Source organism: Caulobacter sp. 1776 (genome assembly GCF_040545685.1).
GTDB lineage: Bacteria > Pseudomonadota > Alphaproteobacteria > Caulobacterales > Caulobacteraceae > Caulobacter.
Genome location: NZ_JBEPMI010000001.1, coordinates 948,689 through 961,496 on the forward strand (window position 1 = coordinate 948,689; position 12,808 = coordinate 961,496).

17 protein-coding genes are annotated in these 12,808 nt (G+C 68.2%); 10 read left to right on the forward strand and 7 right to left on the reverse strand.

Annotated elements, in window-relative coordinates; genetic code table 11:
* Window positions 1-24 precede the first annotated feature (24 nt).
* Window positions 25-2,199 carry a prolyl oligopeptidase family serine peptidase gene (locus tag ABIC66_RS04420; RefSeq protein ID WP_354068364.1) on the reverse strand — a complete coding sequence of 725 codons (2,175 nt, stop codon included), beginning with the start codon at window positions 2,197-2,199 and terminating at the stop codon, window positions 25-27.
* Window positions 2,200-2,299: 100 nt separating this feature from the next.
* Between ABIC66_RS04420 and dapF the strand changes: the two genes are divergently transcribed.
* Genes dapF through ABIC66_RS04450 form a run of 6 tightly spaced genes read left to right on the forward strand, consistent with a single transcriptional unit; the run spans window position 2,300 to window position 6,615 of the window.
* Complete coding sequence (gene dapF / locus ABIC66_RS04425) at window positions 2,300-3,154, forward strand: diaminopimelate epimerase (protein WP_354068165.1); 855 nt, start codon at window positions 2,300-2,302, stop codon at window positions 3,152-3,154.
* 3 nt (window positions 3,155-3,157) lie between these two features.
* Window positions 3,158-4,489, forward strand: a complete 1,332-nt coding sequence (gene mtaB / locus ABIC66_RS04430; RefSeq protein ID WP_354068166.1) for a tRNA (N(6)-L-threonylcarbamoyladenosine(37)-C(2))-methylthiotransferase MtaB — start codon at window positions 3,158-3,160, stop codon at window positions 4,487-4,489.
* An 8-nt stretch (window positions 4,490-4,497) separates the two neighbouring features.
* Entirely contained in the window at window positions 4,498-5,463 is a 966-nt protein-coding gene (locus ABIC66_RS04435) for an endonuclease/exonuclease/phosphatase family protein (RefSeq protein WP_354068167.1), read from the forward strand.
* Between the two features lie 4 nt (window positions 5,464-5,467).
* Window positions 5,468-5,899, forward strand: a complete 432-nt coding sequence (locus tag ABIC66_RS04440) for a GFA family protein (protein ID WP_354068168.1) — start codon at window positions 5,468-5,470, stop codon at window positions 5,897-5,899.
* Window positions 5,900-5,944: 45 nt separating this feature from the next.
* Window positions 5,945-6,238: a type II toxin-antitoxin system HigB family toxin gene (locus ABIC66_RS04445; protein WP_354068169.1), complete on the forward strand. Its 294-nt coding sequence runs from the start codon at window positions 5,945-5,947 to the stop codon at window positions 6,236-6,238.
* Window positions 6,238-6,615: a helix-turn-helix domain-containing protein gene (locus ABIC66_RS04450; RefSeq protein WP_354068170.1), complete on the forward strand. Its 378-nt coding sequence runs from the start codon at window positions 6,238-6,240 to the stop codon at window positions 6,613-6,615. Before ABIC66_RS04445 ends, ABIC66_RS04450 begins: the two co-directional genes overlap by 1 nt.
* An 8-nt stretch (window positions 6,616-6,623) precedes the next feature.
* Here the strand turns inward: ABIC66_RS04450 and ABIC66_RS04455 are convergent, their stop codons facing one another.
* A complete protein-coding gene (locus ABIC66_RS04455; RefSeq protein WP_354068171.1) occupies window positions 6,624-7,268 on the reverse strand; it encodes a trimeric intracellular cation channel family protein in 645 nt (214 codons plus the stop codon).
* 91 nt (window positions 7,269-7,359) lie between these two features.
* Between ABIC66_RS04455 and ftsY the strand changes: the two genes are divergently transcribed.
* The 3 genes from ftsY to ABIC66_RS04470 all read left to right on the forward strand — a co-directional run bounded on the left by ftsY (window position 7,360) and on the right by ABIC66_RS04470 (window position 9,586).
* The gene (ftsY, locus tag ABIC66_RS04460; RefSeq protein ID WP_354068172.1) at window positions 7,360-8,301 is read left to right on the forward strand and encodes a signal recognition particle-docking protein FtsY; all 942 of its coding nucleotides are present in this window, start codon (window positions 7,360-7,362) and stop codon (window positions 8,299-8,301) included.
* A gap of 3 nt (window positions 8,302-8,304) precedes the next feature.
* Window positions 8,305-8,916: a septation protein IspZ gene (locus ABIC66_RS04465; protein WP_354068173.1), complete on the forward strand. Its 612-nt coding sequence runs from the start codon at window positions 8,305-8,307 to the stop codon at window positions 8,914-8,916.
* Window positions 8,917-9,025: 109 nt separating this feature from the next.
* The gene (locus ABIC66_RS04470; RefSeq protein WP_354068174.1) at window positions 9,026-9,586 is read left to right on the forward strand and encodes a MarR family winged helix-turn-helix transcriptional regulator; all 561 of its coding nucleotides are present in this window, start codon (window positions 9,026-9,028) and stop codon (window positions 9,584-9,586) included.
* A 37-nt stretch (window positions 9,587-9,623) separates the two neighbouring features.
* On the opposite strand, the gene ABIC66_RS04475 is transcribed toward ABIC66_RS04470, so the two are convergent.
* Window positions 9,624-9,899, reverse strand: a complete 276-nt coding sequence (locus tag ABIC66_RS04475; protein ID WP_354068175.1) for a hypothetical protein — start codon at window positions 9,897-9,899, stop codon at window positions 9,624-9,626.
* Between the two features lie 119 nt (window positions 9,900-10,018).
* Between ABIC66_RS04475 and ABIC66_RS04480 the strand changes: the two genes are divergently transcribed.
* Window positions 10,019-10,402, forward strand: coding sequence for a hypothetical protein (locus ABIC66_RS04480; protein ID WP_354068176.1), 384 nt, complete (start codon window positions 10,019-10,021; stop codon window positions 10,400-10,402).
* A 7-nt stretch (window positions 10,403-10,409) separates the two neighbouring features.
* Here ABIC66_RS04480 and ABIC66_RS04485 read toward each other — a convergent pair whose 3' ends face one another.
* The 4 genes from ABIC66_RS04485 to ABIC66_RS04500 form a co-directional block, all read right to left on the reverse strand.
* Complete coding sequence (locus ABIC66_RS04485) at window positions 10,410-10,922, reverse strand: DsbE family thiol:disulfide interchange protein (protein WP_354068177.1); 513 nt, start codon at window positions 10,920-10,922, stop codon at window positions 10,410-10,412.
* The gene (gene ccmD / locus ABIC66_RS04490; RefSeq protein WP_354068178.1) at window positions 10,919-11,083 is read right to left on the reverse strand and encodes a heme exporter protein CcmD; all 165 of its coding nucleotides are present in this window, start codon (window positions 11,081-11,083) and stop codon (window positions 10,919-10,921) included. The genes ABIC66_RS04485 and ccmD overlap by 4 nt, the downstream gene beginning before the upstream one ends.
* Window positions 11,080-11,823, reverse strand: coding sequence for a heme ABC transporter permease CcmC (ccmC, locus tag ABIC66_RS04495; protein ID WP_354068179.1), 744 nt, complete (start codon window positions 11,821-11,823; stop codon window positions 11,080-11,082). Before ccmC ends, ccmD begins: the two co-directional genes overlap by 4 nt.
* A gap of 243 nt (window positions 11,824-12,066) precedes the next feature.
* Window positions 12,067-12,750, reverse strand: a complete 684-nt coding sequence (locus ABIC66_RS04500; protein WP_354068180.1) for a Spy/CpxP family protein refolding chaperone — start codon at window positions 12,748-12,750, stop codon at window positions 12,067-12,069.
* Window positions 12,751-12,808 lie beyond the last annotated feature (58 nt).

Here is a 12,808-nt window from a genome sequence, read left to right on the forward strand (position 1 = left end):
CTAAACGCCGTGTCGCGCCCGGGGTCAGTCCATCAGCTTGCGCGTCAGATAGGTGTATTCCAGCGCCTGGCGGCGGGCGGTCTCGGCCAGGTTGGCGCTGGCCGCGTGGCCGCCATCGATGTTTTCGTAATAGAGCACCGGATAGCCGAGCGCCTCGAGCCGCGCGGCCGCCTTACGCGCGTGCGCCGGGTGGACGCGATCGTCCTTGGTCGAGGTTTCGATGAAAACCTCGGGATATTTCTGGCCGGCCTTGAGGTTGGAATAGGGGTCGTACTTGGCGATGACGGCTCGCTCCGACGGTATGGCTGGATCGCCATACTCGCCCACCCAAGAGGCGCCAGCCCCGATCTGGCTGTAGCGGATCATGTCGAACAGCGGCACCTGCACGACAATGGCGTTGTAGAGCTCGGGCCGCTGGGTCAGGGCGACGCCCATCAGCAGGCCGCCGTTGCTGCCGCCCATGATCCCCAGGCGGCGCGGCGAGGTGATCTTGCGACTGATCAGGTCCTGGGAGACGGCGAAGAAGTCGTCATAGACCTTCTGGCGGTTGGCCTTCAGGCCGGCCTCGTGCCAGGCCGGACCGAACTCGCCGCCCCCGCGGATGTTGGCGACCACGTAGGTGCCGCCGCGTTCCAGCCACAGCTTGCCCATCACGCCCGAATAGCCGGGGGTCATGGCCTGCTGGAAGCCGCCATAGGCATAGAGCAGGGTCGGCGCGCCGCCGTCATACTTCAGACCCCGGGGCCGCACGACGAAGTAGGGGATCTTCACCCCGTCGCTGGACGTGGCCTCGAACTGCTCGACCACGTGGGTCGAGGCGTCGAACCGGGCCGGCGAGGCCTTGATCTGCTCCAGCTTCAAAGAACCCGCATCGGCCAGCCAGTAGGTGGTCGGGGTCAGGTAGCCGGTGACGGTGACGAACAGCCGCTCGTCGACCTCGGCGGTCGAGCCCAGCCCGATCGAACTGTTGGCCGGCAGGTCCAAGGGCTGGAACGTCCAGCCCTTGGAGCCGTGGCTATAGACCCGCGCCGCGCCCTTGACGTTGTCCAGCAGGCCCACGACCAGCTTGGTGCGTGTGGTCGTCACCTGTTCGACGGACTGGCGGGCGGTCGGACGCAGCACCAGCGTGGCCGGAGCCTTGTCCGGCGCGGCCTTCAGCTTGGCCAGGTCGAAGCTGATCAGGTCGCCGGTCTTGAAGCCCTTTTCCGGCCAGTCCTGCTCCATCAGCACGACCATCTGACCGGCGACATAGCCCTGGATCGAGCTCTTCAGCGGCAAGTCCAGCTTCACGGGCTTGGCGCCTTCGAGCAGATAAACCTCGCTCTCGAAGAAGGTGACGCCCCGCTGGGCCATCACCGCCATGGCCCTGCCGTCGGCGTCGCGCAGCACGAAGGGACTGACCGAGACGTCGGCGTCGGTTCCCCGGAACACCTCGGTCGCCTGGTCCAGGGCCTGGCCGCGCTTCAAGGTCTTCAGGACGTAGGCGTAGCCGGACTTGGTCAGCTCGCCGGGTTTCCATTCGCGGCCCACCAGTAGAGTGTCCTGGTCCAGCCACGTGTAGTTCTGTTTGCCCTCCGGCAGGACGAAGCCGCCCGCCACGAAGGTCTTGGTCGTCGTGTCGAACTCGCGGACGGTCACGGCGTCCTTGCCGCCGTTCGACAGGGTGATCAGGCAGCGCGTGTCCCGCGGCGGCAGGCAGCTGGCGCCCTTGAACACCCAGTTGGCGCCCTCGGCCCTGGACAGCGCGTCGATGTCGAGGATCGTCTCCCAGTCCGGCTGGTCGGTGCGGTAGCTGTCCAGTGTGGTCGTCCGCCAGATCCCGCGCACGTGCTCCTTGTCCTGCCAGAAGTTGCGCAGGGATCCGTCGCCGGCGAACGACACGCCGGGCACCCGGTCCTTGGCGTTCAGGATGGCCAGGGCCTTGGCTTCCAAGTCGGCGTAGCGGGCGTCGCCCTGCAGCACGGGGAGGGTCTTGCCATTCTGGGCCTTGGCCCAGTCCATGGCGCGAGTCCCCTCGATCTCCTCCATCCACAGATAGGGATCGTCCTTGCCCAGCTCGGTGAGCGGCGTTCGCGCCTCGCCAAGGGTGTTTGCGGCGGCGGGCTTATCGGGTTCGGCGGCGATCGCGGGGGTCAGGGTCATCAGGCTCCCGGAGACAAAGGCGGAGGAGGCGAGGAGGGTCAGGAACAGCTTGCGCATATAGGAATCCATCGGCGGAACGCCCAGCTTGACCGCGTGGCGGCGTCCGCGTCCACCCGTCCCCTGACTTGGCGCGGCTTTTCCACTATATAGCCGCCCTATGAGCCGCACCTTCCTGAAGATGAACGGGCTCGGCAACGACTTCGTCGTCATCGAGACCGCTACGCAGACCTTTGATCCGACCCCCGAGGAGATCCGCGCGATCGCCAAGCGGGGAGATGGCGGGATCGGCTGCGACCAGGTGATCGCCATCGACCCGCCGCGGGCCGAGGGCGCGAGCGCCTATGTGCGGTTCTGGAATTCGGATGGCGAGGAAACCGGCGCCTGCGGCAACGGCACCCGCTGCGTGGCATGGCTCCTGATGCAGTCGGCCGGCAAGGACGCCGTGGCGTTCGACACCGTCGCCGGCCGTCTGTCGGGCGTGGCGGCCGGCGATAAGCTGGTCACCGTCGACATGGGCCCGCCGGGCCTCGACTGGACCCAGATCCCGCTTTCGGAAGAGATGAACACCGAGCGCGTGGAGCTGCAGGTCGGTCCGATCGACGCGCCGCTGGTCCACACGCCGGTCTGCGTCTCGATGGGCAATCCGCACGTGGTGTTTTTCGTCGACGCTCCCGTTGATGATGCGTTCGCCACGGGCGCGGGCTCGCTGGTCGAGCACCACCCGCTGTTCCCGGAAGGGGTCAATGTCGGTTTCGCCCATATCGCCGCCCGCGATCACATCCAGCTGAAGGTCTGGGAACGCGGCGCGGGCCTGACGCTGGCCTGCGGCACCGGCGCCTGCGCCGCCCAGGTCGCCGCCGTGCGTCGCGGCCTGACCGACCGCAAGGCGCGCGTCGAGTTCGAAAGCGGGTCTCTGGTCATCGAGTGGCGCGAAAGCGACGGCCACGTGATCATGACCGGCCCGATCAGCATGGACTTCGCCGGCAAGCTGCCGGAGCTGGTCGCGGCCTGAGCCATGGCCTCCTATACCGTCATCAAGGCGACGCCGAAGCCCAGGCCTGACGTGGGCGAGGAGGGCGGTCCGGCCACGACGCTGTCCGGCCCGGACGGCGTCGACGTCGTCACCTTCGGCTGCCGCCTGAACGCCTATGAGAGCGAGGCGATCCGCGCCCGCGCCGCGGCCGACGGCTTGTCGGACGCGGTGGTGTTCAACACCTGCGCTGTGACCAACGAGGCCGTGCGCCAGGCCCGCCAGGCGATCCGCAAGGCCCGCCGCGAACGGCCGGACGCGCGGATCGTCGTCACTGGCTGCGCCGCCCAGGTGGATCCGGCCGCCTTCGCCGCCATGCCCGAGGTCGACCTCGTGCTGGGCAATGCCGAGAAGGCCGCGCCGGGCGCGCTGCTGGACACCTCCACCCGCGTGCGGGTCAACGACATCATGTCGATCAAGGAGACCGCCGGTCACCTGATCGACGGCCTCAAGGACCGAGCCCGGGCCTATGTCGAGGTCCAGAACGGCTGCGACCACCGCTGCACCTTCTGCATCATCCCCTATGGCCGAGGAAACTCGCGCTCGGCCCCGGCCGGCGAGGTCGTCGAGCAGGTCCGCAAGCTGGCCGCCGAGGGCTATCGCGAGGTCGTGCTGACCGGCGTCGACGTCACCTCGTGGGGCGCCGACCTGCCGGGGCAGCCAACCCTAGGCCAACTGGTGGGCCGGATCTTGCGGATGGTCCCGAATTTGCCGCGCCTGCGCCTGTCGTCGATCGACGCGGCCGAGATCGATCCTGATCTGTTCAAGCTGCTCGAGACCGAGCCGCGCCTGATGCCCTATCTGCATCTCAGCCTTCAGGCCGGCGACAACCTGATCCTCAAGCGCATGAAGCGCCGCCACAGCCGCGAGGACGCCCTGAAGCTGGTCGCCGAGGTCCGCCGCGTGCGTCCCGACACCGCCTTCGGCGCCGACCTGATCGCCGGCTTTCCGACCGAGACCGACGAGGCGTTCGAGAACACCTTGAAGCTGGTCGAGGAAGCGGGTTTGGCCTTCCTGCACGTCTTCCCCTACAGCGCCCGCCCCGGCACGCCCGCCGCGCGGATGCCGCCGGTGAAGGGTCCCGTGATCAAGGACCGCGCCCGCCGTCTGCGCGAAGCCGGTCAGCGCGGCCTGGAACGCCATCTGCAAAGCCAGGTCGGCCGAACCTTGCCAGGCCTGGTCGAGCGCGAAGGCGTGGCGCGGGCCGACGACTTCACCGAGATCCGCTTCCAAGGCGAGGCCCCGCTGGGCGAGATCGTCGCCTTCACCGTGACGGGTCACGACGGCAGCCATGTCCTGGCGGAGCGCGCCGCCTGAGCCCGCGGGTGTTCGGTTCCGCCGCCCTGGCGCTGGCTCTGCTGGCCGGCGTCCCGGCGCGCGCGGAACCCAAGCCGGTGACGCTCAGCGTCATGACCTACAATGTCGAGGGCTTGCCCTGGCCGGTTCGGTCGGGTCGCGGCACGGCGCTGAAACAGATCGGCCATGAACTGGCGGCAATGCGCGCCAAGGGCGCCGAGCCCGACGTCGTCCTGATCCAGGAAGGCTTCCGCGACGAGATCTGGGATCTGATCGACGAAAGCGGCTATCCGTACGTCGCGCGCGGCCCGCGCAAGGGCCAGCGCGACCCGAACTACTTCGCCCAGGGCGAACGGCCCGATTTCCGGCGCGTGAAGTACCGTCGCAAGGGCGAGGGCCTGGGCAAGTGGGGCTCCAGCGGCCTGTGGGTGCTGTCCAACCATCCGATCGCGTGGGTCAAGTCGCACGCCTATCGCTATTGCGCGGGCCTGGACTGCCTGGCCAACAAGGGCGTGATGCTGGTGGCGATCCATGTCCCCGGCCTGCCGGTCCCGGTCGAGATCGCCGACACCCATCTGAACTCCAAGGGCGCCTCGGGCGTGCCGCGCAGCCGGGCCACGGCGGCGCACCACCTGCAGGCCGACGAGCTGAAGCGCTTCATGCAGGCCGATCGCACGCCCGGCGCGCCGTTGATCGTCGGCGGCGATTTCAACGTCATGCACTCGGCCGATCGTTTCGACCACGTGATGAACGACTATCCGTTCGAGGTGGTCAGCCGTTGGTGCCACGAGCGGCCCAAGACCTGCGACACTCAGATCTCGTACGACGGCGACGCGCCGTGGCTGGACACCCAGGATCTGATCGGCTTCCTCGATGGCGACGCGGTCAAGGTGACGCCGACGGCGGTCGAGGCCACATTCGATGGCGCCAGCGAGCCGGTGCTGTCGGACCACGACGGCTACAAGGTGACTTTCAAACTCACTCCCAAGGGATAGAGCCATGGCGTTGAGCGGCGGCTGCCAGTGCGGCGCGGTGCGGTTTCGGGTCGAGGGCCAGCCTCAGCGGGCCTCGATCTGCTGGTGCCGCATGTGCCAGAAGGCCTTCGCCGGACCGTTCGGGGCGCTGGTGTCGGTCAATGTCGCCGACCTGACCTGGACGCGCGGCCAGCGCTCGACCTTCCAGAGCTCGGACAAGATCCAGCGCGGCTTTTGCGCCGCCTGCGGCACGCCGCTGACCTACGAGTGGAGCGACGACCGGATCGACCTGGCGGTGTTCGCCTTCGACGACCCGTCGGCCGTGGAACCGGCGGTGCAGCTGGCCGTGGAAGGTCGGCCGGCCTGGATGGAGCATCTGGCCGACATGCCAGTGCGTCCGGCGCTCGGGCCGAGCGGGCCGGTGGTGTCGCGGCAGCATCCGGATCACGATCTCTGAGGCTGGACTCTTGTTCCATATTTGGGAACATGATAGGCTCTCGCCGTGAATGTCGTCGCCAAGAGAGTCTTGCAAGCGTTCTGGACGATACATCCAAACGCCAGGGGGCCGCTGATCGCGTGGTACGACCATGCGAGAGCCGCCGAATGGCTGACGCCGCAGGACATCAAGAACGACTTCCGCAGCGTCGATTTCGTAGGCGACAACCGCGTTATCTTTGACATCGGCGGCAACAACTATCGTCTGGTGGTGCGTATTTCCTACACTTTCAAGCAGGTTCTGGTGAAGTTCGTGGGCACGCATGCCGACTATGACAAGATCGACCCGGAGACCGTGTAATGGCGACGGATATCAAGATCATTCGTGACGAGGCGGGCTATCTGGCGGCCCTGGCGGCGTTCGAAGCTTTCTTCGACAACGAGCCTGAAGCGGGCAGCGACGAGGGCGATCGGTTCGAACTGCTGGGCCTGCTGCTGGCGAAGTACGAAGAAGACCAGTACCCGATGCCCGCGACGGGTCCGGCGGAGGCGATCCGCTTCGCCATGGATCGCAAGGGTCTGGGACAGTCGGACCTGGCTGCGCTTCTGGGTTCTCGTTCTCGCGCATCCGAGATCCTGAACGGACGCCGCGGTCTAACCTTGCCCCAGGTGAGGCTGTTGTCGAAGTCGTGGAACATTCCGGTTCAGGCCCTGATCGAAGACGTCGAAGCCGCCTGAGATCCAGCCTAGGCGTCCCGAGCGTCGTCTTCCCCCGCGAACCCCGGCAGGCTCCACCCCAGCTTCAAGGCTGCCGCCCGCAGCCCGAACGCCGCGACGAACCCCGTAATCCCCGCCGGCCAGAACGGCGCGCCCAGCAACTTCAGCACGGCGAACACGCTCGCGCCCAGCAGGGCCGCGGTGATGTAGATCTCCCGGCGTAGCAAGAGGTTCGGCTCCTCGGCCAGCACGTCGCGGATCACGCCGCCGAAGGCGGTGGTCAGCACGCCCATGACCACGGCGCTGAACGGATGGACACCCAGGCTGAGCGCCTTGGCCGTGCCGACGACCGCGTAGGCGGCCATGCCCAGGGCGTCGAGCCAGAGCAGGGCCCGGAATCGCCAGCCGCGCTTGCCCAGCAGCCAGACGACCGTGGCGGCGGCCAGGCAGGCCAGGATGTAGCCGGGTCTCTGCACCCAGAAGACCGGCGCCCCGATCAGCAGGTCGCGCAGGGTCCCGCCGCCCACGCCGGTGATCGCGGCGAAGAATCCGAACGTGATGATGTCGTGTTTGCGTCGGGCCGCCGCGAGGGCGCCCGTTGCCCCGAAAACGGCCGCGGCGGCGTAGTCGAGCCAGAAAAGCGCGGTCCCGAGGGGGTCTAGGTGCACGTCCATGCCCGTTGATGCCATGACGGCGCCGCGTCCGTGAACCCTGCGCCGGTAATATCCGATTTACACTTTCGCCCGTTCGACTAAAGGGGCGCGGATGAGCGACAAGCCCGAACAGAAAAAAGGCTGGTTCCAGCGCCTGACGTCCGGCCTGACCCGGTCGTCGCAGCAGATGACCGAGCAGGTCACGGGGGTCTTCACCAAGAAGCCCCTCGACCAGGAACAGCTGGACGCGCTGGAAGAGATGCTGATCGAGGCCGACCTCGGTCCGCAGATCGCCGCCCGCATCACCGAAGCGTTCGGCAAGGCGCGCTTCGGCAAGTCGTCCAGCGACGACGAGGTCAAGGAAGCCCTGGCCGAGCTGATCGCCGCCGAGCTGGCCGACCGCCAGGGCAGCTTCGACCCGCTGGCCGGCCCGCGCCCCTATGTGGTGCTGTTCATCGGCGTCAACGGCTCGGGCAAGACCACGACCCTGGGCAAGATCGCCGCCGACCTGACCGAGAAGGGCGCCCGCGTCCTGATCGCCGCTGGCGACACCTTCCGCGCCGCCGCCGTCGAGCAGCTGAAGGTCTGGGCGGACCGGGCCGGGGCCGACTTCATGGCCAAGCCCACCGGTTCGGACGCCGCCGCCCTGGCCTATGAGGCCGTCGAGCGCGCCAAGGCCGAGCACTACGACGTCGTGCTGATCGACACCGCCGGCCGCCTGCAGAACAAGCAGGGCCTGATGGACGAGCTGCTCAAGGTCATCCGTGTCGTGAAGAAGGTCGACCCCGACTATCCGCACGAGACCCTGCTCGTCCTGGACGCCACCGTCGGCCGCAACGCCCTGGCCCAGGAAAAGATCTTCGGCAACCAGGTCGGCGTGTCCGGGATTGTCATGACCAAGCTGGACGGCACCGCGCGCGGCGGGGTGCTGGTGCCGGTGGCCCGCGCCTCCGACAGCCCGATCAAGCTGATCGGCGTCGGCGAAGGGGTCGAGGACCTGCAACCGTTCGACGCCCGCGCGTTCTCGCGCTCCCTCGTCGGCCTGAAGGACTGATCCGTGAGCGAAGCGGTCGAGACGCCCCCGAAAAAGAATAACGGCTGGGTCCGGACGGTCGTCGACTATGGCGCCACCCTGGCGTTCGGCGCGACCTTCTTCATCACCAAGGACTTCCAGAAGGCGACCTGGGTGCTGGTGGCGGCCTCGGTCGCGGCCCTGGCCATCGGCTTCGCGGTGGAACGTCGCCTGGCCCTGCTGCCGCTATTCTACGGCGCCATGGCCCTGGTCTTCGGCGTGCTGGGCCTGGTGTTCCACTCCGAGGTCTTCCTGAAGGTCAAGGTGACGGTGATCAACGCCTCGCTGGCGGTGTTCATGTTCGGCGGCGCCCTGACCGGACGCGCGCCGCTGCGGGCGATCATGGGCGACGCCATCCACATGGCCGACGCGGCCTGGCGGACCCTGACCCTGCGCTACGGCGGCTATTTCGCCTTCGCGGCGCTGGCCAACGAGGTGGTCCGCAATACGCTCTCGACGGAGCACTGGGTCATTTTCCGCTTCGTGCTGATCGGCCTCGCCGTGCTGTTCACCTTCAGCCAGGTCCCCTTCATCATGAAGCATATGGCCCAGGGCGACGAGCCCGCCGCCGTGGAGCCGCCGGACGTCGGCTTCTAGGTCCCGACACTTTCCACCGTCCACGGACCGTTGTCGTCAAACCGACGTGTTAGGGTGATAGCCTTGATCCGTCGGCCGAGCGACGGCCGCGCGGACAGGGGGCGTCAGGATGGCCAAGAGCAAGGGCGACAAGCCGGTCGCGGGGCTGCTGGAGCGTTCGCCCAGCCATCTGCTTCACCGGGTCCTGCAACTGGCGCTCGACATCTATGCCGAGGAGTGCGGCGAGGCCGGGGTGACCCAACGCCAGTTCGCCGTGCTGGCCGCCGTGGCCGAGAACGAGGGCGTCACCCAGACGGCCCTGGTCCGGGCCACCGGCATCGACCGTTCGACCCTGGCCGACATGGTCGCCCGCATGATCACCAAGGGCCACCTGGAGCGCCAACGTTCCAGCGAGGACGCCCGCGCCAACAGCGTCCGCCTGACGGACGCCGGCCGCGAGGCCCTTGAAGCCATTCGCCCGATGGTCGCCATGGCCGACGCGCGCATCCTGGCCCTGCTGAAGCCCGGCAAGCGCGAGGGCTTCCTGGACCTGCTCGCCGACATGGCCGGCGCCGAGCTTCACCCGGCCGAGCCCGAGCCCAAGCTGAAAAAGGCCAAGGCGACGAAGGCCGAGAAGCCGAAAAAGGACAAGAAGCCCAAGAAGGACAAGGCCGCGAAGAAGGCGGCCTGATCCTCTACCGCTCATCCCCGCGAAAGCGGGGACCCAATCAAACCACGATGTTCAGCAGCGAGCCCGGACGCAGGATCTTCTGCGGCTGGGCGTCCGGCTGCACGAAGGGCTTCTGAGGGGCCTGACGCTGCTGCGGCTGGGCCAGGGTCTGCATCTGCACGGTCGACGGCGCGGTGGCCGGGCGGGCAGGAGCGGTGTCCGTCAGGGCCGCCTGGAAGAAGGCCGCGCGCGTCTGGGCGCCCGGGCCCTTGGCGGGCGCGGAGGCGGGGTTCGACGGGACGGACGGCCAACCGGCGGGACGGACGGTGCTCATGACTCGAAGTCTATCATGGTTAACGGAAGGTCGGCGAGTATGGTCAACGCCGCGTTAACGCGATAGCTCCGCGACCTGTGAGCGCACCCCGCGCGCCAAATGGTGTCTGGAGACCCCCCGTGACCCGCCAGAAGATTGTCTTCCTGATCGTCCTCGCGGCGGCCGCCCTGTTCATCGCCGCGATCGTCGGCTCGATGTTCGCGACCAAGCAGACGTTGCCGAACGGCTATGAGATTTCGGTCAGCGACAAGGGCGAGATCTGGGTGCAGTCGCGCGACCACAAGACGCTGGTGACCGACGTGACCGCTGTCTGGTCCGCGCCCGACCGCATGCTGGTCGAGCAGCGGACGTCCGACGAAGCGCCGCCCCACCGTGATCGCGATTGCGCGTATCAGATGACGGACGCGAACGGCGCGCTCAGGCCGGCCACGAAGGCGGAGGCGCAAGCCATTATCGGCGGGCTGAAGCTTCAGACCGGCTCGTCCCGCGCTTGCCTGAAATAGGCCCGGCTCAGCGCGCCTTCTTCAGCAGATCTTCGGCCGCGTCGGGGGTTAGCGGGCCGGTGTGCTTGGCCAAGATCATGCCGTCGGAACCGACCAGATAGGTCTCCGGCACACCGGTGACGCCGAACTCCAGCCCCGCGCGGCCGTCGCGGTCGACCAGGCGCTCGGCGAACGGATCGCCCAGGCGGGTCAGGAAGGCCTGGGTGTTCGCCGGGGCGTCCTTGTAGGCGATGCCGACCACCTTCACCCCCTGGGCCTTCAGCGCCATCAGCTGCGGATGCTCGATCTCGCACGGCGCGCACCACGAGGCGAAGAAGTTGACCAGGACCGGGCCGTCGGTCGCGGCGCGGATCGGCTCCGGCCGGCCGTCGGCCAGGTCGGGCAGGGACAGGGCCGGCATCGGCTTGCCGACCAGGGCGTGCGGCTGGACGTGCGGGTCGCGCTTCAGGGCGAAGCCCGCGAATAGGGCCGCCAGGCCGAGCAGCACGGCCAGGGGCGCGAAGGCCAGCCAGCGCTTCACGGGGCGCCGTCCAATTCGGCCTGCAGCCGATCGGTCTCGCGTTTCCAGCGACGGGCCGTCAGGACGCTATCGGCGATCATCCAGGCGAAGGCGACCGCTGAGATCGCGAAGGCGGGCCACAGATAGACGGCGTACTTGCCGGCGTCGAAGTCGAAGCTCATCGCGCGCCCTCCGCCAGCTTCATGGCCAGGCTCCGGGCCTTGCGCCGCCAGACCAGGGCCCGGATGCGCGTCAGCCACAGCGATCCGAACGCGCCCAGATAGGCCAGGCCCATCAGCACGGCCGGCCAGGCGTAGATCGCCGGCAAGCCGTCGCCCTTGGCGGCCATGAAGGTCGAAGAGCCCTGATGCAGGGTGTTCCACCACTCGACCGAGAACTTGACGATCGGCAGGTTGATCAGCCCGACCAGGGCCAGGATGGCGGCGGCGCGCGCGGCCTTCTGCTCGTCCTCGAGCGCGCCGCGCAGGGCCATGTAGCCCAGATAGAACAGCAGCAGCACCAGCACCGAGGTCAGGCGCGCGTCCCAGACCCACCAGGTCCCCCACATCGGCTTGCCCCACAGCGACCCGGTGATCAGGGCCAGGGCGGTGTAGACCGCGCCCAGCGGGGCGCAGGCCTGGGCCGCGAGATCAGCCAGGGCTTGGCGGAACACCAGAGCCAGAAAGCTGGCGACGCCCAAGCAGACATAGATGAACAGTGACAGCGAGGCGGCTGGGATGTGGATGAACATCATCCGCACCGTGTCGCCTTGCTGATAGTCCTCGGGGACTAGGAAGGTCAGGACCAGGCCGGCGATCGCGGCGGCGGCGGACAAGGCGCCCAGCAACGGCGCGGCCCACCGCGAGAAGGCCATGAACCGCTCGGGATTGGTCAGGAAATCGAACGTGTGGCGCGCGTCCATGTCGGCTGCTTAGAGCGGCGGGACCGCGCGGGCAATGGCCGTATCGCTACGGAGCCAAGGAAGACGGGGGAAAGCGGGAGAAGGCGCGGCGGTTGCAGGCCCGCCGCGCCTTCACGCCCGGTCGGGGTCAGCCGACCTTGCGCTGCTCGATGGGCGTCAGCCCACCTTCCGTTGCCCGGTGGGCGTTAGCCCACCTTCCGCTGCCCGGTGGGCGTTAGCCCACCTTCCGCTGCCCGGTGGGCGTCAGCCCACCTTCCGCTGGATGACGATCCTGCGCTCGCCGTCCTTGACGATCGGGGCGCGGGCGTCGAAGCGGCGGATGAAGACGTGGTCGCCGTCGCCGCCGAAGTCGCCGCCCGGGCCCTCGCCCATGCCCAGCACGTCGAAGGTCTTCTGCTGGCTGGGGGTCAAGGCCGTATAGAAGGCGCGCGTGGCCTCGGCGCGCTGCTTCATGGCGTCGGCCGCCTTGGTCATGCGGTCGAGGCGCTCCAGCGTGGTCAGCGGCTTGGCGTCGGCCCATTCCATCCGGTCGCCGTCCTTCCTATCGAGGCCGGGCTTGTCGAGCTTGTCGGCCTTGTCCTTCGAGACGTCTTCCTTGCGGACCATCATCTTCGGCGTGGTGGCCTCGACATAGGCCTTCAGCGCCGGGTCCTGGTCCGGGCGCAGCTGCAGGACGTCGCGCAGGCGCTGGGCGCGCTTCTCCGGATCGGCGGCGCGGCCATGATGCATGAACATCATGTCACCCATGCCCGGCCCCATGGCCATCAGCGCTTCGATCGGCGGCATGGGCGGCATGGGCGGCATCGGCGGGGCGGGCGGAGCCGCCGGGGCCGGAGGCGGCGGCGGAACCTGGGCCACGGCCGCGCCGGCGGCCAGAACGGTGGCGGCGGCGCCCGCGAGCGCCAGTCGGGTAAGCGTTTTACGCATGGTTGTGAGCTCCCTGTCGTAATGATGACGAGAGCTTGGCCATCGGGATATGGCGCGA

Excerpts from the sequence above, each read along its gene's own strand:
- dapF (WP_354068165.1), top strand. The coding sequence starts at position 2,300 with ATGAGCCGCACCTTCCTGAAGATGAACGGGCTCGGCAACGACTTCGTC.
- ftsY (WP_354068172.1), top strand. The coding sequence starts at position 7,360 with ATGAGCGACAAGCCCGAACAGAAAAAAGGCTGGTTCCAGCGCCTGACG.
- ABIC66_RS04420 (WP_354068364.1), bottom strand. The coding sequence starts at position 2,199 with ATGCGCAAGCTGTTCCTGACCCTCCTCGCCTCCTCCGCCTTTGTCTCC.
- ABIC66_RS04500 (WP_354068180.1), bottom strand. The coding sequence starts at position 12,750 with ATGCGTAAAACGCTTACCCGACTGGCGCTCGCGGGCGCCGCCGCCACC.
- ABIC66_RS04450 (WP_354068170.1), top strand. The coding sequence starts at position 6,238 with ATGGCGACGGATATCAAGATCATTCGTGACGAGGCGGGCTATCTGGCG.
- ccmD (WP_354068178.1), bottom strand. The coding sequence starts at position 11,083 with ATGAGCTTCGACTTCGACGCCGGCAAGTACGCCGTCTATCTGTGGCCC.
- mtaB (WP_354068166.1), top strand. The coding sequence starts at position 3,158 with ATGGCCTCCTATACCGTCATCAAGGCGACGCCGAAGCCCAGGCCTGAC.
- ABIC66_RS04470 (WP_354068174.1), top strand. The coding sequence starts at position 9,026 with ATGGCCAAGAGCAAGGGCGACAAGCCGGTCGCGGGGCTGCTGGAGCGT.
- ABIC66_RS04455 (WP_354068171.1), bottom strand. The coding sequence starts at position 7,268 with ATGGACGTGCACCTAGACCCCCTCGGGACCGCGCTTTTCTGGCTCGAC.
- ccmC (WP_354068179.1), bottom strand. The coding sequence starts at position 11,823 with ATGGACGCGCGCCACACGTTCGATTTCCTGACCAATCCCGAGCGGTTC.
- ABIC66_RS04475 (WP_354068175.1), bottom strand. The coding sequence starts at position 9,899 with ATGAGCACCGTCCGTCCCGCCGGTTGGCCGTCCGTCCCGTCGAACCCC.
- ABIC66_RS04440 (WP_354068168.1), top strand. The coding sequence starts at position 5,468 with ATGGCGTTGAGCGGCGGCTGCCAGTGCGGCGCGGTGCGGTTTCGGGTC.